Here is a 24,311-nt window from a genome sequence, read left to right as displayed (position 1 = left end):
CATGGACGGCGAGGCGGGCGGACCCCAGCGGCTTCAGCAGCTCACCCCGGGCATGCCGATCGTCTACGGCGGCGATCGCGTGAGCCTCGTCGACGATCGCCTGGCCGCCGCCTTTCAACCGGGCGACCGGTTGCTGGTCGATCCTGACAGCGGCGCTCTGCTGCATGTTCTCGCCGTCGAGCACCAGATTGCGACCCGCGCCGTCGATCGCGCCCAGGCCGCCTTCGCCCGGATGGGCGGGGTGTCCGACACCCAGATCACCGCCTTCTTCGACGCCTTCGCCGCACGCTTGTCGGATGACGCCGTCTGGGGCCACATCGCCGGGGCCAACGCCGACGACGTGACACGCGCCGCCGCCCGCGGCCGCTCCACCACGCGGCTCAAAGTCTCCGACGCCATGCGGCGCGACATGGTCGACGGCCTGACGGTCTGGCGCGACGCCGAGCCGTCTCGCGGCCGCGTGATCGAGCGCCTTGACCACGCTGGCTGGTCGGTCGAGCAGGTGACCGCCCCCCTCGGCGTCGTCGGCTTCGTCTTCGAGGGCCGGCCCAATGTGTTCGCTGACGCGACCGGCGTGCTGCGCGCGGGCAACACCGTCGTCTTCCGCATCGGTTCCGACGCCCTGGCCACCGCCAAGGCCATCGTCGAGCACGCGCTGGACCCGGCGATCCGCGCCGCCGGTCTCCCCGACGGCGCCGCCGTTCTGATCGAAAGCGCCGCCCATGCCGCTGGATGGGCGATGTTCGCTGATGCACGGCTGGCGCTCGCCGTCGCCCGCGGCTCCGGCCCCGCCGTCGCTCAGCTGGGCGCCATCGCCCGCGCCGCAGGCACGCCGGTCAGCCTGCATGGCACGGGCGGCGCCTGGATGGTCGCTGACGCGAGCGCCAACGCCGACCGGTTCTTCGCCGCCGCCTACCACTCCCTCGACCGCAAGGTGTGCAACACGCTCAACGTTTGTTGCATCGTGCGCGAGCGCGCCGACGACCTGATCCCGGTCTTCCTGGAGGCCCTGGAGCGCGCCGGCGAACGCCGCCGCGGCTGGAAGCTGCATGTGGCCGAGGTCGACCTGCCCCGACTGCCCTCCGAAATCCTGCAGCGGCGCGGCCCCGTGGTCCGCGCGGGGGGCGTTGTCGAGGAGGGCCTCGTCGAACCCATCGCCGACGCAATGCTGGGCCTGGAATGGGAGTGGGAGGAGACCCCTGAGGTCAGCCTCAAGATCGTTGAAAGCATCGACGAGGCCGCCGCCCTGTTCAACGCCTTGAGTCCGCGCTTCTGCGCCGCCCTCATCGCCGAGGACGCCGCCGCCCAGGCGCGATTCTACGAGGCGGTGGATGCGCCCTTCGTCAGCGACGGCTTCACCCGCTGGGTCGATGGCCAGTACGCCCTCAGCCGTCCGGAGCTTGGCCTCTCTAACTGGGAGAACGGCCGCCTCTTCGCCCGCGGCGGCGTCCTGGCCGGCGACGGCGTGTTCAGTGTCCGCACCCGCGTGATCCAGGCCGACCTCGAGCTCGACCGCGGCGGCGCGCCGACGCCCGTCCGCGGCGGCTGAGTCCTGGTGAAGAGCGCTCTCAGCGCAGGCCTGCATCTGGCGCCCGGTATGCGCGTGGGTTTGTTCGGCGGGTCCTTCAATCCGGCTCACGAAGGCCATGCCCATGTAGCGGAGACAGCGCTCAAGCGCCTGGGCCTCGACCAGGTGATCTGGCTGGTGTCGCCGCAGAACCCGCTGAAGTCATCACGCGACACGCAAAGCCTGGCCGACCGCATGAACGGCGCACGGGCGCTCGCGCGGGGCGGCCGGATGATCGTCTCCGACGCCGAAACACGCATGGGCACTCAGTACACAATCGACACCATCCGGGCCCTCAAGCGGCGCTATCCCGCCGTCTGCTTCGTCTGGCTCATGGGGTCGGACAGCCTGGCGAGCTTCCACCACTGGCGTCACTGGCGTCAGATCCTGCGCGAACTGCCCGTCGCCGTGGTCGCCCGTCCGGGCAGCACGATCGCCGCCATGACCTCGCCTGCGGCGCGCGCTTTTCGCGCAGCACGTCGCGCTACCTTGAGCGCGGGGGCCAAGGCGCCGGCCTGGACGTTCCTCAGCGGCCCGCTGCACAGCCAGTCCTCTAGCGCCCTGCGCCGCGCATTGTCCGACGAATGCAAGGCCCCTGACCCTGACGCGGAATTATGCTAGGATAAGGTCTAGGGAGGCAAAAAGGAGTATCCCGCTGAACCCCGACCCTGCGCCGAGCGCGCAAGACGACCAGGCTGAATCCGTCCGGTCATCCTTCGATACCCAGGCGACTACGCCGCAGCACCGCGGTGACATGGGCCCCCTGGAAGACCTGATCCTCGGCCGCCTGGAAGACGACCAGGCCCAGGACGTTGTTTTCATCGACCTGAAGGGCAAGAGCGCCGTTGCAGACGCGCTGATCGTGGCCTCTGGCCGCTCGCATCGCCATGTCGGCGCGATCGCCGATCATTTGCTGCGCGCCTTGAAAGAGAACGGCTACGGCCGCGCACGTGTCGAGGGCATGCCGCACTGCGACTGGGTGTTGATCGACACCGGCGACGTGGTCATCCACCTGTTCCGACCGGAAGTTCGCTCGTTCTATAACATCGAGAAGATCTGGTCCGTCGATAGCCCCGGCCACCGCACGGACGTCAGCCCGACTCTCCGCAGCTGATCCCGACCCGGCGTGAAGATCGCCATTATCGCGGTCGGACGCCTGCCGCGGGGCCCTGAAACCGATCTCGTCAAGCTCTACGCCGAGCGGGCGAGCGCTTCTGGTCGCGCCCTGGCGCTGGGTCCGGTCGAAGTGATCGAGGTGGAGAGCCGTAAGCCGGGCAAAGCCGCCGAGGCCCAGATGTTGACCCCGCACCTGGCCGACAGCCACGTGATCGCCTGCGACGAGCACGGCAAGCCCCGCGCCTCGCGGGCGTTCGCCGCCGAACTCGCTGCGTTGCGCGACCAGGGCGTGCGCCGCCTAGCCCTGGTGATCGGCGGCGCCGACGGCCTCGACCCAGATCTCCTCGCCGCCGCCCAAGGTCAACTTGCCTTCGGACCCCAGACCTGGCCCCATGCCCTGGCCCGCGCGATGCTGGCCGAACAGGTCTATCGCGCGGTCTCCATATTGGGCGGATCGCCCTATCATCGCGACTGATGCCGACGCACCGCCTGATCCTCCCGATTGTCGTCGCGACGACCCTGGCCGCCACCCTGCTGGCGGGAGCGGCCTACGCTGTGGTCAGCGAGCGGCTTGAACGCCTCAATGTGGAACAGGTGGAACTCTCGCGTGAGCAGGCGCTGAACATGAGCCGCATGGCGCGGCTGCTGTCGGTGCTCGAACAGATCCGCCGCGACCCGCCGCCGCCGCTGCTGGTTCGCCCCGAAGACGCCCGCGACGCCGTGCGCGCGGCCATCCTGGTGCGGGCCATGACACCGGAGCTTCGTCGGCAGGCGCAGGTCTACGCCCGCGAGGCCGGCGAGATGATGCGCCAGCGCCGCCTTGCCGCCGTGGAGAGCGAGGCGCTCTTCACAACCGACAGCCTACGCGCCGAAACGGCGCCCCAGGCCGCGTCGGGCGCGCCGCCTTCGCCACAGTCCGCCCCCAGCCGGCCCCCGGAAAGCCTGTTTTGGCCAGTAAGAGGAACAGTATCCCGGCGCTACGGCGACACGTTGAGCGGCGGCGGGAAGTCAAATGGTTTGACGCTTTCGACCACGGGCGTAGCGCAGGTCGTCAGTTCAGGAGCAGGCGTTGTTCAATATGTGGGCCCCGTCCAAGGATGGGGCGTGGTGGTCATTTTAAGACTCGCAGGCGGCTACCATCTGGTGCTTGCTGGACTAGAGCGTTCGTCGGTTGAAGCCGGACAATCCGTCGCGGCGGGACAAGCCGTTGGTGTGATGCCGGATAGTCGACAATCGCTTTCTGAACTCTATCTAGAGGTTAGAGATCAGGGTGCGCCGGTAAATCCGGAAACTTGGTTGGAGAATCGGTCGGGATGATCACAAGCTTGAGCATGAAAGCTTCGCCTTGTGTTCAGCTGAACTGTAAAGTCGATCCGCCCTTGTTCGCGGTTCGGATCATTGGCGGCGGCGCCGCATAGGGAGCCTGTGACAGGCTATGAAGAAGTATCTCCTGATCGGCGCATCGGCCTTCATCCTGGGCGCAGGCAGCATGGCCTATGTGAGTCAGCAAGCGGTCGCCGCGGCGCAGCCGCGCGCCAAAACCTACAAGATGCTCGGCCTGTTCGGTGACGTGCTGGACACTGTCGAGCGGCAATACGTCTCCGACGTCGACGACACAAAGCTGATCCAGTCGGCGATCGACGGGATGCTGACGTCGCTCGACCCGCATTCGGGCTATCTGGACGCCGAGAACTTCGACGAGATGCGCGACCAGACCCGCGGCGAATATGGCGGTCTGGGCATAGAGATCACCAGTGAGGACGGCGTGGTCAAAGTCATCTCGCCGATGGACGGCACGCCTGCCGCGAATGCCGGCGTCAAGGCCGGCGACTACATCACCGCCGTGAACAATGAGAGCGTGCTGGGCCTCTCTGTGAACGACGCCGTCAAGCAGATGCGGGGCAAGCCCGGCGAAGCGGTCACCCTGACCATCGCCCGCGAGAAGTCCGATCCCTTCGACGTCAAGATCGTCCGCGAGGTCATCAAGCCCAAGTCCGCGACCGCGCGGATGGACGGCGAGTTTGGCGTCCTGCGGATCGCCAGCTTCAACGAAAAGACCACGGATGAAGCCCAGGCCGCCTTCGTCGAGCTGCGCGCCAAGAATCCGAAGATGAAGGGCCTTGTGCTCGACCTGCGGAACAACCCCGGCGGCCTGCTCGATCAGGCGGTGGGCGTCTCCGACCTGTTCCTCGAAGGCGGCGAGATCGTCTCCCAACGCGGGCGCGATCCGCGCGACATTGAGCGCTATAACGCCCGCGCGGGCGACATGACCAATGGCCTGCCCGTTGTGGTGGTGATCAATTCGGGCACGGCCTCGGCCGCCGAGATCGTCGCCGGCGCCCTGCAGGACCGCAAGCGCGCCGAGGTCGTGGGTCTGACCAGCTTCGGCAAGGGCTCGGTGCAGACCGTGATCCCGCTGCGCGGCGGCATGGACGGCGCCCTGAAGCTGACCACGGCGCGCTACTACACCCCGTCGGGCCGCTCGATCCAGCGCACGGGGATCGACCCCGACCTGGAGGTCGCCGCCACCCGTGACGAGGCCCAGACCATCGCCAACCGGAGCTATCAGTTCTCGGAAGCCTCTTTCCGCAATGCGCTGAACGCCGATGAAGGCAAGAAGCGCATCGGCGCCCATGAGCCGGCGGAGGCGCCGCCGGAAGCCTTTGACGCCAAGAAGGATTTCCAGATCGCGCGCGCCGAAGACGTGCTGCGCTTCGGCACAGTCGCGGCGACGCCGAAGCTGCCAAAGCCGACCGCGCGCCTCGCCGAACTGCTATCGAAGTCCAAGGTGGCCGAGGTCAAGCCGGCGACGCCCGCCGTCAAGTAGAGCGAACAGAGCTTGCGGAAGCTCTGTCATTCTTCGACAAACCGTCGTGGCCGCTCACGTTAAGTTGTCAGGAGCGCCATGACGGCCAGGGGAGCGTGATGAGCGACGAGAGCCTCGATCAGTACCGACCCAATGTCGGCGTCGTCCTGTTTCACCGCGACGGCCGCGTCTGGTTGGGCCAGCGCGCCAACACGCCTGGCCCGTTCAACTGGCAGTTTCCGCAAGGCGGAGTCGACGACGGTGAAGACCTGGAGACCGCTGCGCGCCGCGAACTGGCGGAAGAAACCGGGGCGATCAGCGTCAGCCTGCTTGGGCGCACCGACGGCTGGATCGCCTATGATTTCCCCGAGAACCACGGCGGGCCGAAAGCCTTCCGCGGCTGGCGCGGGCAAAAGCAGGTGTGGTTCGCCTTCCGCTTCGACGGCGAGGACGCGGAGTTCGACCTCCTCGCCCATGGTGAACCTGAGTTCGACGCCTGGCGTTGGGCCGATCTCGCCGAGGCCCCAAATCTGATCGTGCCGTTCAAACGCCAATCCTATGAAACTGCGGCCGCAAGCTTCGCGGCCTTTGCGCTCACTTCGTTGCGCGATCTGGCGGGCGGACCCACCGCGCGCTAGAACCCTTCCTGACGCTCGCGCCATCTGTTTGCGCCGGGCGCGGGGGATTGATGAAAACCATCGTCATGACGCACGGCGCCTTCTGCGGCGGCTGGGCCTTCGACGGCTTTCGCAAGGCCTTCGAGGCCTCCGGCTGGCAGGTGATTGCTCAGGATCTGCGCGGACACGGCGTCGACGCCGCACCAAGCGCCACCGCCGGCGTCTCCATGGCCGAATACGCCAAGGACCTGGCCGACCTGTGCGCGACCCTGGATCGTCCGCCCGTCCTGCTCGGTCATTCCATGGGCGGGCTCGTCGCCCAGATGGCCGCGCGGCGCGTGAAGCTTGAGGCCCTCGTCCTCCTGGCCCCCAGCGCGCCCTGGGGCGTCGCCGGCTCCAGCCTTGAGGAGGCGGCCAGCGCCGTCGCCATCCAGATGATGGACCCCTTTGGGACCAGCGCGGTCGAGCCAGACCGGACAGTCATGACAACCTACGCCCTGGACCGCCTCGCCGACGAGGAACGCCAACGCATCCTGTCGCGCCTGCGCCCCGAGAGCGCGATGGCCATGCGCCAGACGCTGAGCTGGTGGATGGACCCCTTCATGACCACCAGCGTCGGTCCGGGCCCCCTGGGCGTGCGCGCCCTGGCGATCGCCGGCGAACGCGACATGGTCCATCCTGCCTCGACTGTGCGGCAGACAGCGGCCCGCATTGGCGCAGCCTTCGAGACGGCGCCGGGCATGAGCCATTGGCTTATGGATGGCCCAGGTTCAGACGCCGTGGCCGCGCAGGTGCTGGAATGGCTGGCGCTAGAGGCCCGCGCCGCCGCCTAGCCTCGGCGCTGAGCGGTTTAGCCCCGGGACGGTGCGGGACGCCGACGAGATCGTCCGCGTCCCGCTAGGTCGTCAGAACTTGCGTTCTTGGTAGAACAGCATGCCGGTGTCGTACTTCGCGTTCAGCGGGGTGTCGTCCGGCTTCTTCCAGACCGTGAAGTTGACCGCGGTGGAGTCGCTGGAACCCAGGTGCTCCCACGACTTGCGCGTGCGCTTCACGCCATCGGCGTCGGTGTTCACATAGTTGGCCTGCAGGATCAGCTCCGGATCGTGCAGGAACGACCAGACGTTCAGGCCCGAGACGATCGCCTGGTCGCCGCCCACCGCATAATGGACTTCGGCCTGGCACACCGAGGCGTTCACGGCGCTCATCGGCTGAACCGTGATGGTGTAGGCGCGGTCGCCGCCCAGCGGCATGACGTAGCCGCCGCTCTTGCGGTCCTTCTTCATGCCGGCGGCCGGCGCCAGCTGCTCGAGCTTGCCGCCGCGGACGGCCGGCACGCAGACCTTTTCGAGGAAACTGATGACCGTCGCGCCGTCGCCGGTGGTCGGCAGGGCGGGCGGCGGAGGCGCGGGCTCGGCTGGGACAGCGGCGGGCGCGGCCGGGGCCATCGGCGCAGCTTCCGGCGCAGCGGCCGGGGCCGGCGCGGCTTCGACGGGCGCGGCCGGGGCCGCGGCGTCCGGAGTTTGGGCTTGGGCGGCGGTGGCGAGCCCCGCAGCCAGGATCAGGCTCAGATAAGTCTTCATAGGTATTCCCCTGCAGCGCCCGCGCACGGGCGCCTTGACCAACCGGCCAGGCGAAACGCCGGACCGAACTTAAGCCCTCGGCCTCCCGCCGCCGATCGCTCGGCGCGCATCAAACGTGAGGGCGAGCCGTCACGCAAGAGCGGCCTGAGCGCGCAGGCTTCAGGCCGCCTCGACCGCGTGCTCGGCAAGCACCGTCAGACCGTCCGGCGTCACGTCGGCGAAGCCGCCGCGGATGTCGAACGTGGTGACGCGGCCGGCGTCGTAGACCTTGATCTGGCCTTCCTTCAGCGCCGTCATGAACGGCGCGTGGTGGGCCAGGACGCCGAAGTCGCCTTCAGAGCCGGGGGCGTCCACCTGGTCCACGAGCCCCGAGAAGAGCTCGCGTTCCGGTGAGACGAGAGAGAAGTGCAGCTTATCGGCCATGAGCCCTTACGCTTCCGCCGCCAGCTTCTCAGCCTTGGTGACGGCCTCTTCAATGGCGCCGACCATGTAGAAGGCGGCTTCCGGCAGGTGGTCGTACTCGCCGTCGCAGATCGCCTTGAACGAGCGGATCGTATCGGCCAGTTCGACGAAGGCGCCGGGCGTGTTGGTGAACTGCTCGGCCACGTGGAACGGCTGCGACAGGAAGCGCTGGATCTTCCGGGCGCGGGCCACGGTCAGCTTGTCCTCTTCAGACAGCTCATCCATGCCCAGGATGGCGATGATGTCCTTCAGCTGCTTGTACTGCTGCAGGATTTCCTGGGTCTGGCGGGCGACGTTGTAGTGCTCTTCGCCGATCACCAGCGGGTCCATGATCCGGCTGGTCGAGTCCAGGGGGTCAACGGCCGGGAAGATGGCCTGGGCGGCGATATCGCGCGACAGCACGGTGGTCGCGTCCAGGTGGGCGAAGGAGGCGGCGGGCGCCGGGTCGGTCAGGTCATCGGCGGGCACGTAGATGGCCTGGACCGAGGTGATCGAACCCTTGTTCGTCGAGGTGATGCGCTCCTGCAGGTTGCCCATCTCCGTGGCCAGCGTCGGCTGATAGCCCACGGCCGAGGGGATGCGGCCCAGCAGAGCCGACACTTCAGCGCCGGCCTGGGTGAAGCGGAAGATGTTATCGACGAACAGCAGCACGTCCTTGCCTTCGACGTCGCGGAAATATTCCGCCTGCGTCAGGCCGGTCAGGGCCACGCGGGCGCGGGCGCCCGGAGGCTCGTTCATCTGGCCATAGACCAAGGCGCACTTGGAGCCGACGGTCGAGCCGTCGTTGGCCTTCGGGTCCACGTTCACGTTGGACTCGATCATCTCGTGATAGAGGTCGTTGCCTTCGCGGGTGCGCTCGCCGACGCCGGCCAGCACCGAGTAGCCGCCGTAGGCCTTGGCGATGTTGTTGATCAGCTCCTGCATCGTCACGGTCTTGCCGACGCCGGCGCCGCCGAACAGGCCGATCTTGCCGCCCTTGGTGTAGGGGCACATCAGGTCGATGACCTTAATCCCGGTGACGAGCACTTCCGACGAGGTGGACTGCTCGGCGAAGCTCGGGGCCTCACGGTGGATCGGCGAGCGCAGCTCGGTGCCGATCGGGCCGGCTTCATCGATCGGCTCGCCGATGACGTTCATGATGCGGCCCAGCGTGGCGGGACCGACCGGCACGCGGATGGAGTCGCCGGTGTCGCGCACGGGCTGGCCGCGGGTCAGACCCTCGGTGGTGTCCATGGCGATGGCGCGGACGGTGTTCTCGCCCAGGTGCTGGGCGACTTCCAGCACCAGGCGGAAGGGTTCGCCCGTCCGTTGGTCGGTGTTGGTGGTTTCCAGCGCGTTCATGATCGCCGGCAGGTGGCCGTCGAACTCGACGTCGACAACGGCGCCGATGATCTGCACCAGGCGGCCGGTGGCGGCGCCCAGAGCGACCGCCGGGGCGGCGTCCTTCGCGGCGGCGGCGCGACGCGCGGACTTCTTGATCGGAGCTTCAGAGGCGACTTCAGACATTGGGGCGGTCTCTTTCGGTCTAGACGGCTTCAGCGCCGGAGATGATTTCGATCAGCTCCTTGGTGATCTGCGCCTGGCGTGAACGGTTATATTTCAGAGTGAGCGCGGCGATCATGTCGCCGGCGTTGCGGGTCGCGTTGTCCATCGCCGTCATCTGGGCGGCGAAGAAGCCGGCCTGGTTCTCCAGCATGGCGGAGAACAGCTGAACGGTGACGTTGCGCGGCAGCAGGGTTTCGAGGATCTGGCCCTCGTCCGGCTCATACTCGTAGGCCGCGCCCTTGAGGTCGACCTTCGGCGCCGCCACCGTGGCGTCCACTTCCGCGGGCACCAGCTGGCGGACCGTCGGGGTCTGGGTGACCACCGACTGAAAGCGGCTGTAGATCAGGCTGACGGTGTCGAGCTCGCCGGCTTCATAGAGTTCCAGCACGCGGGCCGCGATCTCGTCGGCGCGGGTCAGGGACGGCGAGCCGCCCACTTCGAAAGAACCCAGGTAGCGGTCGCCATAAAGGCGGCGCAGCTGCTCGGTCGCCTTGCGGCCGACGGTCAGGACGCGGACGTCCTTGCCCTCGTTCACCAGTCGCGCCAGGTGACGCTGCGCCAAGCGGACGATGCCGGAGTTGAAGCCGCCCGCGAGACCGCGGTCGGAGGTCATGACGATCACCAGCTGACGCTGGTCCGAACCCGTGCCCGCCAGGAGCTTCGGCGCGCCATCCCCCGACACGCCGGACGCGAGATTGGCGATCACCGCACCCATGCGCTGAGCGTAGGGGCGCGCGTTCTGCGCGGCTTCCTGCGCACGCTTCAGCTTGGCCGCGGCGACCATCTGCATCGCCTTCGTGATCTTCTGCGTGGCTTTCACGCTTCCGATCCGATTGCGCATCTCCTTGAGGCTGGACATGGCCTTCTAATGCTCCGCTTGCGCTTTGGGCTTAGGCGAAGGAGTCGGCGAAGGCCGTCAGCACGGACTTCAGGCGATCTTCGATCGACTTGATGTCCTTCTCGTTGCGGATGGTGTCCAGGAGGTCCTGGTGCTCGGCGTGCAGGTGCGACAGCAGGTCGGTCTCGAAACGACGGACTTGCGAGGTCGGGATCTTGTCGAGGTAGCCGCGGGTGCCGGCGTAGACCGAAGCGACCTGCTCTTCGACCGTCAGCGGCGAATATTGCGGCTGCTTCAGGAGCTCGGTCAGGCGTTCGCCGCGCGCCAGCTGGCGTTGCGTCGTGACATCGAGGTCAGAACCGAACTTCGCGAAGGCGGCCATTTCCCGGTACTGGGCGAGCTCACCCTTGATCGGGCCAGCGGCCGTCTTCATCGCCTTGATCTGGGCCGAAGAGCCCACGCGGCTGACGCTGATGCCGACGTTCACGGCCGGGCGGATGCCCTGGAAGAACAGGTCCGTTTCCAGGAAGATCTGGCCGTCGGTGATCGAGATCACGTTGGTCGGGATGTAGGCCGACACGTCGTTGGCCTGGGTTTCGATGATCGGCAGAGCCGTCAGCGAGCCATTGCCATTGTCGTCGTTCAGCTTCGCGGCGCGCTCGAGCAGGCGGCTGTGCAGATAGAAGACGTCGCCGGGATAGGCTTCGCGGCCCGGCGGGCGGCGCAGCAGCAGCGACATCTGGCGATAGGCGACGGCCTGCTTGGACAAGTCGTCATAGATGATGACGGCGTGCATGCCATTGTCGCGGAAGAACTCGCCCATGGCGCAGCCGGCGAAGGGCGCCAGGAACTGCAGCGGGGCCGGCTCCGAGGCCGTCGCCGAGACGACGATCGTGTAGTCCAGCGCGCCGCGCTCTTCGAGCGTCTTGACGATCTGAGCCACCGTCGAGCGCTTCTGGCCGATGGCGACGTAGATGCAGAACAGCTTCTCGGAGTCGTCCTTCGCCAGGGCGTTGACCGACTTCTGGTTCAGGATGGTGTCGATCGCCACGGCGGTCTTGCCGGTCTGGCGGTCGCCGATGATCAGTTCGCGCTGACCGCGGCCGACGGGGATCAGGGTGTCGATGGCCTTCAGACCGGTTTGCACCGGCTCGTGAACCGACTTGCGTGGGATGATGCCCGGCGCCTTGACGTCCACGCGGCGGCGCTCGTCCGAGACGATCGGACCCTTGCCGTCGATCGGTTCGCCGAGCGGGTTGACGACGCGGCCCAGGAGGCCCTTGCCAACCGGCACGTCGACGATTTCGCCGAGGCGGCGAACTTCATCGCCTTCGCGGATCGCGCGGTCTTCACCGAAGATCACGATGCCGACGTTGTCGCGCTCCAGGTTCAGAGCCATGCCCTTCACGCCGGCGGAGGGGAACTCCACCATTTCGCCGGCCTGGACCTTGTCGAGACCGAAGACGCGGGCGATGCCGTCGCCGACGCTCAGCACCTGGCCGACGTCGGAGACGTCAGCTTCAGCGCCGAAGTTGGCGATCTGCGACTTGAGAATGGCCGAGATTTCGGCGGCGCGGATATCCATGGGTCTTTACGCTCTCTTGAGGGCGAATTTCAGGGCGTCGAGCTTCGAGCGGAGCGAAGAGTCGAACAGTCGGGAGCCGACACGCACCTTGATCCCGCCAAGGATGGAGGGATCGACGCGCGTTTCGATTTCGGGGTCCTTGCCAAGCGCCTGCCGCAGGGCGGCGGCGACGCCCTTGGCCTGGGCGGCGGTCAGCGCCGTCGCCGTGACGACCTCGGCGGAGACAGCGCCACGCGCCTTGGCGGCGAGCGCTTCAAAGGAAGTGATGATCGACGGCAGAACGGCGGCCCGGCCATTGGCGGCGAGCAGGCCCAGGAACTTCTGCGTGGTGGAATCAAGCCTGGCCGCCGCGGCGATCGCGTTCAGGCCCTTGGCCTTGTCGGCGGCCGAAAAGGCCGGCGAGCGCAGCAGCGTGCGCAGTTCCGCACTCTCAGCCACAGCGGCTTTCAGAGACTTGAGGTCGGCCTCAACCGCCGCGACCTTGTTCTCGTCATTCGCGAGATCGAACAGGGCCAGGGCGTAACGTTCGCCCACATTCGATACCTTGGAGTCGTCCGCCACTATGTCCCGTCCGGTGTGCGCCGCATGTGCAGCGGGCCTGGAATGTCGCAAGCGAGGCCAGACCCCGCCTAAAGGCTTGAATGCGCTAAAAAAAGCACGCGATGAGCAAGTGCTTGAAAAGCCCCCGCTCTAAAGCCGCGCGCCTAGTAGCATGCACCCGCGCCCCCCGCAACCGACGCGCGGGCGCCGCCGGAACTGCGTTCGCCGCATAGGGCGAACACGCGGCCGTTCATCGCCCGTCAATCCGCGCCGGACGAGTGTGCCGCTCCATGCTAATGGACCGCCCGCCGGGGCGGCGACGAACTGACCACGCGAGGACGTGACAACCACATGGCCAATGCGCAACCGCCCGGCCAAGGCGACCAGCCCCCGACTCCGCGGCCTCGCCCCCGCCGCACCGCCGCCCAGGCTTTTCTCTATTGGGGGATGGTGCTGGGCGTCTGGTTCATCATCTTCACCGTGGCCTTCTTTGCGGTCTTCGCCGTCGATCTGCCGGACACGTCAAAGCTCTATGACGTCCAGCGCCAGCCCTCGATTTCCTACCTCGACCGGTCCGGCGCCTTGGTGGCCGTCCGCGGCAGCCAGTACGCAGCGCCCGTCGATCTCGATCGTCTGCCGCCCTACGTGCCCAAGGCCTTCATCGCCATCGAGGACCGCTGGTACTACTGGCACTTCGGCTTCAACCCTTGGGGCATCGCGCGCAGCCAACTCTATAACCTGACGCACAAGGGCGGCCCGCTGCGCGGCGGCTCGACCATCAGCCAACAGCTGGCGCGCAATCTTTTTCTCACGCCCAACCAGACCTATCGGCGCAAGGCCCAGGAGCTGATCCTGGCGGTGTGGCTGGAGGCCAAGTTCTCCAAGAAGCAGATCCTCGAGCTCTATTTGAACCGGGTTTACTTCGGGGCCGGCGCCTATGGCATTGAGGCGGCCTCACAGCGCTACTTCGGCAAGTCGGCCACCGAACTCCAACTGGGCGAAGCCGCGCTGCTGGCGGCCCTGATGAAGGGCCCGTCGCGCTACAGTCCGGTCTCGGCCACCGACCGCGCTGCGCGCCGCGCCACCATCGTCCTGGACGAGATGGTCGAGACCCACGCCATCACGCCGGCCGAGCGCGACGCCGCCTTCGCCCAGCGTGTGCGGGTCAACCCCGTCCTGGCCAATCAGCGAGCGCAATATTTCACCGACTGGGTCGACGAACAGGTCCACAGCCTGGTCGGCGACCCCAAGGAGGACCTGGTGGTCGAGACCACCCTCGACCTGCCCCTACAGACCGCCGCCGAACAGGCCGTGCAACGCGGCGTCGCCGCCGCCGCCAACCAAGGCGTCCAGCAAGGCGCCCTGGTCGCCCTCGACGGCGAGGGCCGCATCCGCGCCTACGTCGGCGGAACCAACTACATTCAAAGCCAGTTCGACCGGGCGACGAGCGCCAGGCGCCAGGCGGGCTCGGCCTTCAAGCCCTTCGTCTATCTCGCCGCCATGGAGGCCGGCCGCACGCCATCCACGCCCGTTGTCGACGAGCCCGTGACGATCAACGGCTGGACGCCGCGTAACTACACCGGCCAGTATCTGGGCCAGATCGACCTGCAGACGGCGCTGGCGCAATCGATCAACACCGTGGCCGCGCGCCTGGCCAGCGAGGTCGGCACCGCGAACGTCGCCGCGGCCGCCCATCGGCTAGGCATCACCTCGAAGATCCAGATCGACCCCTCCATGGCGCTGGGCGCGGTGGAGGTGAGTCCGCTGGAAATGGCGCAGGCCTATGCGCCTTTCGCCAACGGCGGCTTCCTGGCCAAGGGCTACGCCATCGAGCGGATTCGCACCGCCGACGGCCAGGTGCGCTACGACCACAGCGTCGACCGCAGCCCCCGCCCCTCCGTCATCAGCCAGCCGGCCCTGGGCTACATGGTGCAGATGATGCGCGCGGTGATCACCAGCGGCAGCGGCGGCAGAGCCCGCGTGCCGGGCTATGACATCGCCGGCAAGACAGGCACCACCAGCGATTACCGCGACGCCTGGTTCGTCGGCTATACGGGCGGCTTCGTCACCGCCGTCTGGGTCGGCAAGGATGACAACACCCCTATGCGCCGGGTCGCCGGCGGCGCCGCGCCGGCCGGCATCTGGCGCGACTTCATGGCCCAGGCCCTGCCGCGCTTGAAGACGCAAGCCATCCCCGGCGGCGACATCGCCCCGCCCGCGCCTGAGACGGATTCCATCGGCGATGTGCTGAGCGGCGTGTTCGACGGCGTCACCGGCGCCGTCGGCGATCTCGTGGGCGGCCGCAGGGAGGATCCCGAACCTGAGCAGGACGCGCCCTACTAGAGTCCCTGCTGCGCTCCGAAAGCGTGAAGCGCCGCCCCATGGGCGCGCAGCCAGGCGCGATGCGGCCGCTCGTCGCCGACGAGGGCGCGGACATGGGCCCAGAACTTCGGGCCGTGATTGGCCTCCAGCAGATGGGCGCATTCGTGGGCGGCGACGTAGTCGGCCACCGCGAAGGGCGCGAGCGCGAGGCGCCAGGAATAGCGGATCGACCCGGCCCCGCCAGGTCGCGCCGGCGTGCACGAACCCCAGCGCGAGGTGGTGTCGGTCACCGCGACCTTCGGCGTCGCCGCGCCGAGCCGGCCCGCATAATGGGCGCTGCGAGCCTCGAACATGTTGAGCGCCTGCTTGCGGATCAGCAGTTTGACCGCGCGGGCGAACCCCTCGCCCTCGCCCATGGCGCGGATTTCGGTGGGCTGATCGGCCGACGCGGCGATCCAGCGCGCCCGGCCTTCCGCCGACGCCAGCCGCACCGGCTGGCCGAACACTTCGATGACCTGACCAGGGGCGAGCGTCGATGGCTGCGGCAGCTCGGCCATACGCGCGGCGATCCAGGCCGCCCGGGATTTCGCGAAATCAGCGGCCTCGCTGAGCCGGTGCAGGCTAGGGGCGCTGGCCACCACTTCGCGCCGGGCGCGGTCGATGCGCAGCGAGATGCGGCGCGCGCGTCCGTTAACGCGCAGCCTCACAGCGCAGCCCGCCACTTCAAGCCGATCGCCGTCGGCGACCCTTCGCCCCCACAGACTCATGGGGATGAAATCTAGGCTGCGGCGCGGGCCTTGTCGAAGCCGGCTTCGCCCTGGGCGATGAAGGCCCTGACTTTTGGGTAGATCTGCTCGCGGAACCGGCGGCCGTTGAAGACGCCATAGTGGCCGACGTGCGGCTGCACATAGTCTTCCTTGAAGGCGTCCGGCAGGCCCGAGCAAAGGGCGTGCGCGGCCTGCGTCTGGCCGATGCCGGAGATGTCGTCGTTCTCACCCTCGACGGTCAGAAGCCCGATGTCGCGGATCAGGTCCGGCCGGACGAGGCGGCCGCGGTGCATAAGCTCGCCCTTCGGCAGCAGGTAGCTCTGGAAAACCACGTCAATGGTCTGGAGGTAGAACTCCTCCGTCAGGTCGAGCACCGCGAGGTACTCGTCATAGAAGGCCAGATGCTGCTCTGCGCCGTCGCCGTCGCCGTCCATCAATTGATGCAGGTACTTCAGGTGCGCCTCCTGGTGGCGCTCCAGGTTCATGGTCATGAAGCTGGCGAGCTGGACGAACCCCGGATAGACGCGCCGCCCCATCCCCGGATAGGGCGCGGGCACGGTGTCGATCATGTTGTTCTGGAACCAGGTGAAGGGCTTTTCCTCCGCCAGGCGATTGGTCACCGTCGGCGAAAGGCGCGCGTCGATCGGCGAGCCCATGAAGGTCATGGTCATCGGCCTTGAGTCTTCGTTGTCCTCGGCCATCAGGGCCGCCGCCGCCAGCACCGGCGGGCCCGGCTGGCAGACCGCGAGCACGTGCGGCCGCGGGCCCAGCTGGCGCAGCATGATGCGGATATGGTCGATGAAGTCGTGGAAGTCGAAACGGCCTTCGAGCACGGGCACGTCGCGGGCGTTAGCCCAGTCGGTCACATAGACTTCGTGATCCTTCAGGAAGGCCTGCACCGTGCCGCGCAGCAGAGTCGCATAGTGGCCCGACAACGGCGCCACGATCAGGATCGCCGGCTCCAGTTCGCGCCGGCCGGCCTTGCGCATGTCTGACGTCGACCGCGCAAAGTGGATCAGCTTGCCCCAGGGGCTCGACCAGGTCTCGTTGACACGGACGCGGACGTCATGGCCATCAATGTTCACATGATCGATGCCCCACTCCGGCCGGCCATAGCGGCGGGTTAGGGTCGAGAACAGCTCGGCGCCGGCGTAGACCCCGCGGCCGAACTCGCTGTTATGGGCGGGATTGAGCGGCGAGGACCAGGCGTCGCGCGTCAGGCGCGCCGCCATCCGCATGGGCGCTGAGGCGTAGTATCCAGCTTCGTAGAGCGAATAGAGCATGCGTCACCTTTGTTGCGCCGCAACATAATAGCTGAACGTGGCAGTCGGTTCACCCTTTGTGGCGCCGGCCGTGCATTTCAGCAGCTGTCGGCCCTACGCCCCTTGGCCATGGCGGCCTTGATCTTGCCGGCGATCTCATCGGGCGTGGCGGCGTGGGCGATCGGGCAGACGAAGCCGCCGCTGGGGTTCATCAGGTAGGTGATCGCCGTGTGGTCCATGGTGTAGCCCCCGCCCTCCAGGGGCCGCTTGGCGTAGTAGACTTTGTAGGCCTTGGCCGCCGCGGCGATCTGCTCCGGCGTTCCCGTGAGACCGAGCGCCTGCTTCGGAAAGGCGTCGTTGGCCAGATATTCGCCTAGGGCCTTGGGCGTGTCGCGCTCCGGATCGACCGAAACAAAGACCGTCTGCACATCGCGCGCCTGGTCACCCAGGCGGCGTTCAGCCTCGCCCAAGGCGAACAAGGTGGTCGGGCAAACATCGGGACAGTAGGTGAAACCGAAGAAGACCGCGCTCCACTTGCCCTTCAGCAACCCCTGGTCGACCTTGCGGCCGGATTGGTCCACAAGCTGGAACGCACCACCAATGGCGGCGCTTGGCTTTGCGGAGAACAGACCGCGCTGAGAGGCGAAAACGGCGATAGCGACGATGACGACGGCCAGGAGCGCAAGCGGAATGACGGCGCGGCGGGACATGATGGCCTCCTTCAACCGGGCGGAGCCTTGAGCGACTGGTACGCCCAGGACGCGGCAGGGCGCGGCCTCGATAGGACGGCGCAGGAGGGTCTGCAAGCCGCCGACGCGCTGCGCGCCCAACCCTTGCGGCAAAGCCGGCTGCGCGTGCGCACGGTCGTCTCCCTTCGCTGGGCGATCATCGGCGGCGAGTTGCTGCTGCTGTTCGCGGCTTGGGCCTTTGAGCTGAACGTGCCCTTCGGCTGGTGCGTCGCCCTGATCGCCGCCGGCGCCTGGGCGAACCTCCTGACCTCGATCGCCTCGCCCGGCCAGCGGGTGTTCGGCGACACGGAGGGCGCGGCCCAGCTGTCGCTGGATATCCTGCAACTCTCCGGCCTGCTGTTCCTGACCGGCGGACCGGCCAATCCGTTCATTCTCGTTCTGATGGCCCCGGTCACCCTGGCCGCAGCCTCCCTGCCGCGATGGCAGGTCGCCCTGGTGGCGGCGCTGTCAACGGCGATGACGATCTTCCTGACGCTGCATTCCCTGCCGCTGCCGACGGCGCCGGACCAGGAAGCCGTGATCACCCAGCCCTATCGCGTGGCCGTCGCCGCCGCGATTCTCACTGGCACCATGCTGATCGGGGGCTATGTTCGCCAGGCCGCCCTGGAGTCCGGTCGTATGGCCCTGGCGCTCGACGTCACCCAGTCGGTGTTGTCACGCGAACAACGCCTCTCGGCGCTCGGCGCGCTGGCCGCGGCGGCCGCCCACGAGTTGGGCACGCCGTTGGCCACCATCGCCATTGTCGCCAAGGAGATGGCGCGGGAGGCATCCACGCCGCAGGCCAAGGAGGACGCCGAGTTGCTGGTCGCCCAGGCAGCGCGCTGCCGCGACATCTTGCGCCGGCTGACGGACGCGCCCGCAGAGGCCTCCGACGAGGTGCACGAGCGCATGAGCCTGCGCCAGCTGCTGGATGAGGTGGTCAAACCCCATTCCGGCATCAAAGGCGTCCGTGTGGAGGCGATCGTCGCTGGCCAGCCGAACCAGACTCCGCCCACTGTGCGGCGCATGCCCGAAGTGATCCACGCGATCGCTTCCTTTGTGGAGAACGCCGTCGATTTCGCTGCGTCGGAGGTCCTGGTGACGGCGCGTTTTGAGGCCGACGCAATCTCGGTTGAGGTCCGCGACGACGGTCCCGGATTCGCGCCGGAGATCCTCGCCAAGCTCGGCGAGCCCTACGTGACGACACGCCCGGGCGCCGAAGGCTCTCGCACCGGGCATATCGGCATGGGACTCGGTTTCTTCATCGCCAAGACCCTCTTGGAACGGACGGGCGCCGTGGTGAATTTCCAGAACGGCCGGCTCCGCGGCGCCGTCGTCAACGCCCGTTGGGCTCGCGATCGCATCGAAGCTTCGCCAGAATGAGTTGAATCACTTGCGACTTGCCGCAGGTAGCGACAGAATGACGCAGCCAGACCGGACGCCACGCCTCAGATGACCGAACTCACAGAAGACATCGCAGCCTTGCCGGACCGGTCGCTCCTGGTTTTGGACGACGATGCGCCATTGCGAACCCGCCTCGGCCGCGCCCTTGAACAGCGCGGCTTCGAACCCACCCTGGTCGGCAGCGTGAACGACGCCCTGAGCGCAGTGCGCGACAAGGCGCCGGCTTTCGCTGTCCTGGACATGCGCCTGGACGACGGCTCCGGCTTAAAGGTCGTGGAGGCGATCCGCGAGGCGCGCCCCGACGCCCGGATCATCATGCTGACCGGCTATGGCAACATCGCCACCGCCGTGCAGGCGGTGAAGGCCGGCGCCGTCGACTACCTGTCCAAACCCGCTGACGCCGACGATGTCGCCCGCGCCCTGTTGGCAACCGGCGCCACCGCGCCGGAGCCGCCGGAAAACCCGATGAGCGCCGACCGCGTGCGCTGGGAGCATATCCAGCGGGTGTATGAGCTGTGCGGCCACAACGTCTCGGAAACGGCGCGGCGCCTCAACATGCACCGCCGCACCCTCCAGCGGATCCTCGCCAAGCGCGCCCCGCGCTAGGTCAGACGCCTTCCAGGTTGACCGCGGCCACGCCGGCGGAGCGCATCGCCGCGAGCCGCGCGAAGGCGAGAGTCAACGCCTTGCGCCGCGCCCCGGCCAGCGCCGTCGCCGGCGCCTCGCGCAGCACCGCCCCGCCAAAGCCATCGGCGACGATCAACCCAGGCTCATCAGGCAGGATTTCGCGCGGAAACTCCGGCGCTACCGCGAAAGCGAAGGCGTCGCAGTAGGGCTGGTACTCGCGCCATTTCCGATCGGTGCGGAAGTCGGCGATCCCGGACTTCACCTCAATGATCAAGATCTGACCTCTTGGCCCCAGCGCCATGATGTCGGCGCGCCGCCCGTTCGGCAGGCACACCTCCAGCAGCGGCGCATAGCTCAGCGCCGTCATCAAGCGCGCTGCGCCGCGAGTCACGGTCTGGGTGATCTCCGGCCGCGCCGGCGTCACGAGGGTCAGGGAGACGTCCACCGCGGCCATTCTGTTCCGGCTTCGTTCGCGAGGCAAGAGCGCCCAGACTTAGCTGGCCGGAGGAAACTCCAGGCGGGCGGGATCAAAGCCCAATTGGCGAATGCGCTGGATGGCCTGGGCGCGCACCGCGCTCGCCAGCGTCGGGCGCTGGGACATCAGCCATAGATACTTGCCGTTGGCGGTCGCCAGGATCAGCCAGCCCTGCTCGTCCTTGTGCTCAAGCACCACATAGTCCTGGCTGACCATCCCGCCAAAGAAGACCATCTTGAACCGGGCGTTGGAGGATGGATCGGCGACAGTCGCCTTGGCCTTCCATTGGGCGAGCGGCCCGTTAGCCGCGCCCTTGCGGCACGATTGGACGACGGCGAAACCGCCCTGGGCCGGGGTCCATTCAGAGGCGCCGGCCTGGCAATTGCGCTGCAGGGCGTTGGGAGTGCGGGCCACCTCGTACCAGCGGCCCATCATCTGACTGAGCTCAAGGCGCGGAACGGGCCGCAAAGACATGGCCGAGGCGCTCTGTGCGGCCGCCAAGAGAGAGAAGCCGGCCAGGGCGCCGGTCAGAAACTTCGAGAACATTCCCCGCCCGATACCCGCAAACGCTTTACGACGAAACCCCGGCGCACAGCCGCTGGCGAGGCATAAGGACGCGATAAATCAGGCCCCGATGCGACCCGCGGGCGGCGCGCCTCACGCCCCATCGCCGGCTGACGCCTCAATCGCGTGCATCGCTGCGTCGGACAGGCCGAAGTGGTGCCCGATCTCGTGCACCAACACATGGGCGACCAGTTCCTCCAGCGTAATCTCACCATGTGCGGCCCACTCATCGAGGATCGGCCGGCGATAGAGAAACACGCGCGAGGGCTCGGCCGCCGGCCCAAGGCCGCCGCGGGCCGCGAGGTCAACGCCCTGGTAGAGCCCCGTCAGATCGAAGGGGTCTTCGATCTCCAGGTCGTCGAGCACGGTCTGTTCGGCGAAATCGTCGACGCGGAAAATCACCTCGCCTGTGAGCCGGCGGAATTCCGGCGGCAGCGACTCGAACGCGATCTCGGCGATCCGGGCGATGTCGTCCAGCGACGGCGCCAAGCCAATCTCACTCATCGGGCACGATGATGTGCGGGGCCTCAGGCAGGCGCACCTCGAAAAGGCCGATGTCCAGGCCCTGCTGCGGCTTCACCGGTCGCAAAGGCTGGCTGGCGATGGCCTTCAGGGTGTCGGCGGCGATCGCCGCGCCGTCGCGCGCGCGGCGGGCCTTGCGGGCCTGAGGCGCATCTAACGGCCGCTCCGCGGAGCCGATGCGCCAGTAGGAGATCCGCAACCGCCAAACCGTACGCGGCGCCTCCTCCGGCGCCGGCCAACGGCGGCCCTCGGCGAAAATCGGCTCGACCGGTCGGCGCGGTCGCCCATCGATCTGCTCGGCCAGCCGCAGATAGAGGTCTTCACCGGCTGGCGAAATCCGCCGCCCCGGATCGGCGATACGGCCGACATAGGCTGCAAGCGCGGCGGCCTCATCGAGGAAAGCCGGTCCGACGGCCTCGGTGGTGAAGACCACATCGCCGCCGACGGAGCGCGCGGCGTCGCGCTCGCGGGCGGCGCGGCCCAGAGGTTGGCTCAGCGCCTGCTCGGCGTTGGCGGCGATGGGAAAAAGGATGGCGCTCATCTTCGCCCAGCATAGGGCCGAGCGCACGTGCGGCGAAGACGCAACATCCCTACCTTGCAGAGGTGATTCGTCAGAGCCCTCCGGAACCTGGATGACAGCCGCAGAGCCCATCCTCGCCGTGGCCGCCGGCGCCGTGAGTCTGGCGCTCGCCGCCATGCTATGGGCGCTCGCCCAGTCACGCGCCGCCACGACCCGGACTGCAGCCCTGGCCGCTCGTCTGGCGGAGGCCCGCAATGAGAGCGGGCTGGGCGCCCTTGAGCCCTTCGACGCCGCCGTCATCGCCGTTCAGGACGGCCGCGCCCGGCTGGCGGCCGGCGCGGGCGGTCTGGCTCGCGCCGCCGAGGCCCTAGGCGAAACGCGCATCGAACCACAGTCCGTCGTTACCCGTCTGGCGGCGGCGGACCCCGCCCATGCCCGCAAACTCGCGGCCCTGTTCGAACGGGGCGAACCCTGTGCTTTCGAAGCGCAAGGGGCGCAAGGCCTGGTGCGGGTCGAGGGCCGCGCCGCTGGCGCCGTGGCCTGGCTACGCCTCAGTGCGGCGCAACGCGACCAGGCCTTGCCGGCGGCGGCGCGCCTGGCGGACCTGGCCGACGCCCAGCCGACGCCGGCCTGGATCGCCGCGGCCGACGCCACCCCGCTCTGGGCCAACCGCGCCTGGCTCGCCGCGGCCGGCGCAACCGGCCTGGACGACGCCCAGGCCCGCGGTCTCGCCTTCGACCGCGGCGCGGACGCTCTGGTGCGCGAGGCCGCTCGCAGCGGCGCCATGCGCGAAACGTTGCGCTGGTCGACCGTCGATGGCCGCCGGCGCGCCCTGCGCATCGCCGCCCGTCCGCTGGACGGCGGCGGCGTCGGCGTCTGGACCCATGAGGTCACCGAGCTTGAGGATCTGCGCGAGCAGTTGAAGCGCAACATCGAAGCTCACGACGAAACGCTGAACCACATCGCCGACGCCGTGGCGATTTTCGCCGCCGACCGGCGGTTGGCCTTCCACAACACCGCCTTCGCCAGTCTCTGGGACCTTGAGCCCGCCTGGCTCGCCGAACGACCGACCCACGGCGAGGTTCTGGACCGTCTGCGTCAGCGCCGGCGCTTGCCGGAAAGCGCCGACTACGGCCGCTGGAAGGCCGAGGAACTGGCTCAGTACGGCGCGCTCGCTGTCCGGCCGGACGACCTTTGGAGCCTCCCTGACGGGCGCACCCTGCGCGTCGTCCGCCAGCCGCATCCATTGGGCGGCCTTCTGGTGCTTTTCTCCGACATCACCGACGAGCTAAAGCTGAAGGCCCAGTACAACGGTCAGATCCAGGTTCAGCAGGCGACCCTGGACAAGCTCAACGACGCCGTCGCCGTCTTCGGCGCCGATGGCCGGCTACGTTTGCACAACGAGGCCTTCGCCCGCTTCTGGGGCATCGAGCCCCAGGCCCTTGACCAAGCCGGCGACTTCGAAGGCGTCGTCGAGCTGTGCATCCCGCGCCTGCACGACCGCGGCTTCTGGCGGGACCTGAAGGGCCGTGTCGCCGACCCCGATCCGGGCGCGCGGGCGGCGGTGAGCGGCGAAGTGCGGACCGCCGATTCGCGGATCGCCGCCTTTCAGTCTCGCCCCCTCCCCGACGGCGCGACCCTGATCGGCTTCGTCGATGTGACCGACGCCCGCAGTCTGGAAGCCGCGCTCGCCGCCCGCGAAGGGGCGCTGGCCGAAGCCGAGCGGCTGAAGCGCGACTTCGTCGGCAACGTGTCCTACGAACTGCGCACCCCGCTCACCACCATCATCGGCTACGCCGAGCTTCTGGGCCGGGCCGAGGACAACCTGTCCGAACGCGGCCGGGTGCACGCCGCCGCCGTACGCGCCGCCGCGGTTCAACTGGCCCGCTCCATCAGCGATGTCCTCGACATGGCCTTGATCGACGCCGATGAGCTGGCGCTCGATCTGGGAGATGTCGACGTATCCGCCCTTCTGGACGAGGTCGCCGCGACATGCAGCGCCGAAGCGCTCGCCGCGCAGGTGACCCTGCATGTTGACGCGTCAGAAAGCCCCGGCCTCATCCGCGGCGACGGTCGGCGGCTGTCGCAGATTCTGGGACATCTGGTGGAGAACGCCCTCACCCAGACGCCAGCGGGAGGGCGGATCACGCTCTCAGCGCGCAAGGCGCTGGGCGAAGTTCAGCTGAAGGTGGCCGACACCGGACGCGGCATCGCCTTCCACGTCCAGGCGCACATTTTCGACCGTTTCGTCGGGCGTGAGCACGGCGGTCCAGGCTTGAGCCTGGCTCTGGTCAAGGCCCTGACCGAGCTGCATGGCGGATGGGTGGCGCTCGAAAGCGAGCCCGGACAGGGCGCGACCTTCACCTGCCACCTGCCCGAGGATCCGCAAGGCGCGGCCCCCGGTCAGGCGCAGTTGAGCTTCGTGAGGCCTGGCGCGCTGTAGACCAGCGCGCCAGGACCGTCT

At 68.0% G+C, this 24,311-nt stretch carries 25 protein-coding genes; 12 read left to right on the top strand and 13 right to left on the bottom strand.

What is annotated here, in order from left to right; all coding sequences use genetic code 11:
* Nucleotide 1 precedes the first annotated feature (1 nt).
* The 8 genes from BN1313_RS03525 to BN1313_RS03490 all read left to right on the top strand — a co-directional run bounded on the left by BN1313_RS03525 (nucleotide 2) and on the right by BN1313_RS03490 (nucleotide 6,939).
* Nucleotides 2-1,549, top strand: a complete 1,548-nt coding sequence (locus tag BN1313_RS03525) for an aldehyde dehydrogenase family protein (RefSeq protein ID WP_091736655.1) — start codon at nucleotides 2-4, stop codon at nucleotides 1,547-1,549.
* Between the two features lie 6 nt (nucleotides 1,550-1,555).
* On the top strand, nucleotides 1,556-2,188 hold the full coding sequence (locus BN1313_RS03520; protein WP_245620074.1) for a nicotinate-nucleotide adenylyltransferase: 633 nt from the start codon (nucleotides 1,556-1,558) through the stop codon (nucleotides 2,186-2,188).
* Nucleotides 2,189-2,222: 34 nt separating this feature from the next.
* Nucleotides 2,223-2,681 carry a ribosome silencing factor gene (rsfS, locus tag BN1313_RS03515; RefSeq protein WP_425415030.1) on the top strand — a complete coding sequence of 153 codons (459 nt, stop codon included), beginning with the start codon at nucleotides 2,223-2,225 and terminating at the stop codon, nucleotides 2,679-2,681.
* A 12-nt stretch (nucleotides 2,682-2,693) separates the two neighbouring features.
* Entirely contained in the window at nucleotides 2,694-3,158 is a 465-nt protein-coding gene (rlmH, locus tag BN1313_RS03510) for a 23S rRNA (pseudouridine(1915)-N(3))-methyltransferase RlmH (RefSeq protein WP_091736652.1), read from the top strand.
* Nucleotides 3,158-4,000, top strand: coding sequence for a murein hydrolase activator EnvC family protein (locus BN1313_RS03505; RefSeq protein WP_091736651.1), 843 nt, complete (start codon nucleotides 3,158-3,160; stop codon nucleotides 3,998-4,000). The genes rlmH and BN1313_RS03505 overlap by 1 nt, the downstream gene beginning before the upstream one ends.
* 118 nt (nucleotides 4,001-4,118) lie before the next feature.
* Nucleotides 4,119-5,510 (top strand): S41 family peptidase, encoded by a 1,392-nt coding sequence (locus BN1313_RS03500; RefSeq protein ID WP_091736647.1) that lies wholly within the window; start codon nucleotides 4,119-4,121, stop codon nucleotides 5,508-5,510.
* Between the two features lie 98 nt (nucleotides 5,511-5,608).
* Complete coding sequence (locus BN1313_RS03495; RefSeq protein WP_091736646.1) at nucleotides 5,609-6,127, top strand: RNA pyrophosphohydrolase; 519 nt, start codon at nucleotides 5,609-5,611, stop codon at nucleotides 6,125-6,127.
* Between the two features lie 50 nt (nucleotides 6,128-6,177).
* The gene (locus tag BN1313_RS03490; RefSeq protein ID WP_342666754.1) at nucleotides 6,178-6,939 is read left to right on the top strand and encodes an alpha/beta fold hydrolase; all 762 of its coding nucleotides are present in this window, start codon (nucleotides 6,178-6,180) and stop codon (nucleotides 6,937-6,939) included.
* A 72-nt stretch (nucleotides 6,940-7,011) separates the two neighbouring features.
* On the opposite strand, the gene BN1313_RS16470 is transcribed toward BN1313_RS03490, so the two are convergent.
* The 6 genes from BN1313_RS16470 to BN1313_RS03455 form a co-directional block, all read right to left on the bottom strand.
* Nucleotides 7,012-7,686 carry a hypothetical protein gene (locus BN1313_RS16470; RefSeq protein WP_176695878.1) on the bottom strand — a complete coding sequence of 225 codons (675 nt, stop codon included), beginning with the start codon at nucleotides 7,684-7,686 and terminating at the stop codon, nucleotides 7,012-7,014.
* Nucleotides 7,687-7,845: 159 nt separating this feature from the next.
* Nucleotides 7,846-8,109, bottom strand: a complete 264-nt coding sequence (locus tag BN1313_RS03475; protein ID WP_091736642.1) for an ATP synthase F1 subunit epsilon — start codon at nucleotides 8,107-8,109, stop codon at nucleotides 7,846-7,848.
* 6 nt (nucleotides 8,110-8,115) lie between these two features.
* The gene (gene atpD / locus BN1313_RS03470) at nucleotides 8,116-9,654 is read right to left on the bottom strand and encodes a F0F1 ATP synthase subunit beta (RefSeq protein WP_091736641.1); all 1,539 of its coding nucleotides are present in this window, start codon (nucleotides 9,652-9,654) and stop codon (nucleotides 8,116-8,118) included.
* Nucleotides 9,655-9,673: 19 nt separating this feature from the next.
* A complete protein-coding gene (locus BN1313_RS03465) occupies nucleotides 9,674-10,552 on the bottom strand; it encodes a F0F1 ATP synthase subunit gamma (RefSeq protein ID WP_091736640.1) in 879 nt (292 codons plus the stop codon).
* 31 nt (nucleotides 10,553-10,583) lie between these two features.
* Nucleotides 10,584-12,116, bottom strand: a complete 1,533-nt coding sequence (gene atpA / locus BN1313_RS03460; RefSeq protein WP_091736639.1) for a F0F1 ATP synthase subunit alpha — start codon at nucleotides 12,114-12,116, stop codon at nucleotides 10,584-10,586.
* A gap of 6 nt (nucleotides 12,117-12,122) precedes the next feature.
* The gene (locus BN1313_RS03455; RefSeq protein WP_091736638.1) at nucleotides 12,123-12,677 is read right to left on the bottom strand and encodes a F0F1 ATP synthase subunit delta; all 555 of its coding nucleotides are present in this window, start codon (nucleotides 12,675-12,677) and stop codon (nucleotides 12,123-12,125) included.
* Nucleotides 12,678-13,007: 330 nt separating this feature from the next.
* Between BN1313_RS03455 and BN1313_RS03450 the strand changes: the two genes are divergently transcribed.
* Entirely contained in the window at nucleotides 13,008-14,999 is a 1,992-nt protein-coding gene (locus BN1313_RS03450) for a transglycosylase domain-containing protein (protein WP_091736635.1), read from the top strand.
* Here BN1313_RS03450 and BN1313_RS03445 read toward each other — a convergent pair.
* The 3 genes from BN1313_RS03445 to BN1313_RS03435 all read right to left on the bottom strand — a co-directional run bounded on the left by BN1313_RS03445 (nucleotide 14,996) and on the right by BN1313_RS03435 (nucleotide 17,717).
* Entirely contained in the window at nucleotides 14,996-15,685 is a 690-nt protein-coding gene (locus BN1313_RS03445) for a M48 family metallopeptidase (RefSeq protein ID WP_342666753.1), read from the bottom strand. The two genes, BN1313_RS03450 and BN1313_RS03445, sit on opposite strands and share 4 nt — an antisense overlap.
* Nucleotides 15,686-15,756: 71 nt before the next feature.
* On the bottom strand, nucleotides 15,757-17,028 hold the full coding sequence (locus BN1313_RS03440) for a polyhydroxyalkanoate depolymerase (RefSeq protein WP_091736629.1): 1,272 nt from the start codon (nucleotides 17,026-17,028) through the stop codon (nucleotides 15,757-15,759).
* Between the two features lie 77 nt (nucleotides 17,029-17,105).
* Nucleotides 17,106-17,717: an SCO family protein gene (locus BN1313_RS03435; protein ID WP_091742240.1), complete on the bottom strand. Its 612-nt coding sequence runs from the start codon at nucleotides 17,715-17,717 to the stop codon at nucleotides 17,106-17,108.
* A gap of 27 nt (nucleotides 17,718-17,744) precedes the next feature.
* Between BN1313_RS03435 and BN1313_RS03430 the strand changes: the two genes are divergently transcribed.
* The gene (locus BN1313_RS03430; protein ID WP_091736626.1) at nucleotides 17,745-19,118 is read left to right on the top strand and encodes an ActS/PrrB/RegB family redox-sensitive histidine kinase; all 1,374 of its coding nucleotides are present in this window, start codon (nucleotides 17,745-17,747) and stop codon (nucleotides 19,116-19,118) included.
* 69 nt (nucleotides 19,119-19,187) lie between these two features.
* Nucleotides 19,188-19,745 (top strand): ActR/PrrA/RegA family redox response regulator transcription factor, encoded by a 558-nt coding sequence (locus BN1313_RS03425; protein ID WP_091736623.1) that lies wholly within the window; start codon nucleotides 19,188-19,190, stop codon nucleotides 19,743-19,745.
* A gap of 1 nt (nucleotide 19,746) precedes the next feature.
* On the opposite strand, the gene mmcB is transcribed toward BN1313_RS03425, so the two are convergent.
* The 4 genes from mmcB to BN1313_RS03405 all read right to left on the bottom strand — a co-directional run bounded on the left by mmcB (nucleotide 19,747) and on the right by BN1313_RS03405 (nucleotide 21,868).
* Complete coding sequence (mmcB, locus tag BN1313_RS03420) at nucleotides 19,747-20,220, bottom strand: DNA repair putative endonuclease MmcB (protein WP_425414987.1); 474 nt, start codon at nucleotides 20,218-20,220, stop codon at nucleotides 19,747-19,749.
* A 39-nt stretch (nucleotides 20,221-20,259) separates the two neighbouring features.
* Nucleotides 20,260-20,787, bottom strand: coding sequence for a lipocalin family protein (locus BN1313_RS03415; protein ID WP_091736620.1), 528 nt, complete (start codon nucleotides 20,785-20,787; stop codon nucleotides 20,260-20,262).
* Nucleotides 20,788-20,898: 111 nt separating this feature from the next.
* Nucleotides 20,899-21,309 carry a metallopeptidase family protein gene (locus BN1313_RS03410; protein ID WP_091736617.1) on the bottom strand — a complete coding sequence of 137 codons (411 nt, stop codon included), beginning with the start codon at nucleotides 21,307-21,309 and terminating at the stop codon, nucleotides 20,899-20,901.
* A complete protein-coding gene (locus BN1313_RS03405) occupies nucleotides 21,302-21,868 on the bottom strand; it encodes a hypothetical protein (RefSeq protein ID WP_091736614.1) in 567 nt (188 codons plus the stop codon). Before BN1313_RS03405 ends, BN1313_RS03410 begins: the two co-directional genes overlap by 8 nt.
* A 91-nt stretch (nucleotides 21,869-21,959) precedes the next feature.
* On the opposite strand from BN1313_RS03405, the gene BN1313_RS03400 reads away from it, so the two are divergent.
* Nucleotides 21,960-24,290, top strand: coding sequence for a sensor histidine kinase (locus tag BN1313_RS03400; RefSeq protein ID WP_091736612.1), 2,331 nt, complete (start codon nucleotides 21,960-21,962; stop codon nucleotides 24,288-24,290).
* The last annotated feature ends 21 nt before the right edge of the window (nucleotides 24,291-24,311 follow it).

Source organism: Phenylobacterium immobile (ATCC 35973) (genome assembly GCF_001375595.1).
Taxonomy (GTDB): Bacteria; Pseudomonadota; Alphaproteobacteria; order Caulobacterales; family Caulobacteraceae; genus Phenylobacterium; species Phenylobacterium immobile.
This window is presented reverse-complemented; position numbering and strand designations above follow the sequence as displayed.

Excerpts from the sequence above, each read along its gene's own strand:
- BN1313_RS03440 (WP_091736629.1), bottom strand. The coding sequence starts at position 17,028 with ATGCTCTATTCGCTCTACGAAGCTGGATACTACGCCTCAGCGCCCATG.
- BN1313_RS03505 (WP_091736651.1), top strand. The coding sequence starts at position 3,158 with ATGCCGACGCACCGCCTGATCCTCCCGATTGTCGTCGCGACGACCCTG.
- atpA (WP_091736639.1), bottom strand. The coding sequence starts at position 12,116 with ATGGATATCCGCGCCGCCGAAATCTCGGCCATTCTCAAGTCGCAGATC.
- BN1313_RS03495 (WP_091736646.1), top strand. The coding sequence starts at position 5,609 with ATGAGCGACGAGAGCCTCGATCAGTACCGACCCAATGTCGGCGTCGTC.
- BN1313_RS03410 (WP_091736617.1), bottom strand. The coding sequence starts at position 21,309 with ATGAGTGAGATTGGCTTGGCGCCGTCGCTGGACGACATCGCCCGGATC.
- BN1313_RS16470 (WP_176695878.1), bottom strand. The coding sequence starts at position 7,686 with ATGAAGACTTATCTGAGCCTGATCCTGGCTGCGGGGCTCGCCACCGCC.
- atpD (WP_091736641.1), bottom strand. The coding sequence starts at position 9,654 with ATGTCTGAAGTCGCCTCTGAAGCTCCGATCAAGAAGTCCGCGCGTCGC.
- mmcB (WP_425414987.1), bottom strand. The coding sequence starts at position 20,220 with ATGGCCGCGGTGGACGTCTCCCTGACCCTCGTGACGCCGGCGCGGCCG.
- BN1313_RS03435 (WP_091742240.1), bottom strand. The coding sequence starts at position 17,717 with ATGTCCCGCCGCGCCGTCATTCCGCTTGCGCTCCTGGCCGTCGTCATC.
- BN1313_RS03525 (WP_091736655.1), top strand. The coding sequence starts at position 2 with ATGGACGGCGAGGCGGGCGGACCCCAGCGGCTTCAGCAGCTCACCCCG.
- BN1313_RS03500 (WP_091736647.1), top strand. The coding sequence starts at position 4,119 with ATGAAGAAGTATCTCCTGATCGGCGCATCGGCCTTCATCCTGGGCGCA.
- BN1313_RS03450 (WP_091736635.1), top strand. The coding sequence starts at position 13,008 with ATGGCCAATGCGCAACCGCCCGGCCAAGGCGACCAGCCCCCGACTCCG.
- BN1313_RS03465 (WP_091736640.1), bottom strand. The coding sequence starts at position 10,552 with ATGTCCAGCCTCAAGGAGATGCGCAATCGGATCGGAAGCGTGAAAGCC.
- BN1313_RS03490 (WP_342666754.1), top strand. The coding sequence starts at position 6,178 with ATGAAAACCATCGTCATGACGCACGGCGCCTTCTGCGGCGGCTGGGCC.
- BN1313_RS03415 (WP_091736620.1), bottom strand. The coding sequence starts at position 20,787 with ATGTTCTCGAAGTTTCTGACCGGCGCCCTGGCCGGCTTCTCTCTCTTG.
- BN1313_RS03475 (WP_091736642.1), bottom strand. The coding sequence starts at position 8,109 with ATGGCCGATAAGCTGCACTTCTCTCTCGTCTCACCGGAACGCGAGCTC.
- BN1313_RS03405 (WP_091736614.1), bottom strand. The coding sequence starts at position 21,868 with ATGAGCGCCATCCTTTTTCCCATCGCCGCCAACGCCGAGCAGGCGCTG.
- BN1313_RS03425 (WP_091736623.1), top strand. The coding sequence starts at position 19,188 with ATGACCGAACTCACAGAAGACATCGCAGCCTTGCCGGACCGGTCGCTC.
- BN1313_RS03400 (WP_091736612.1), top strand. The coding sequence starts at position 21,960 with ATGACAGCCGCAGAGCCCATCCTCGCCGTGGCCGCCGGCGCCGTGAGT.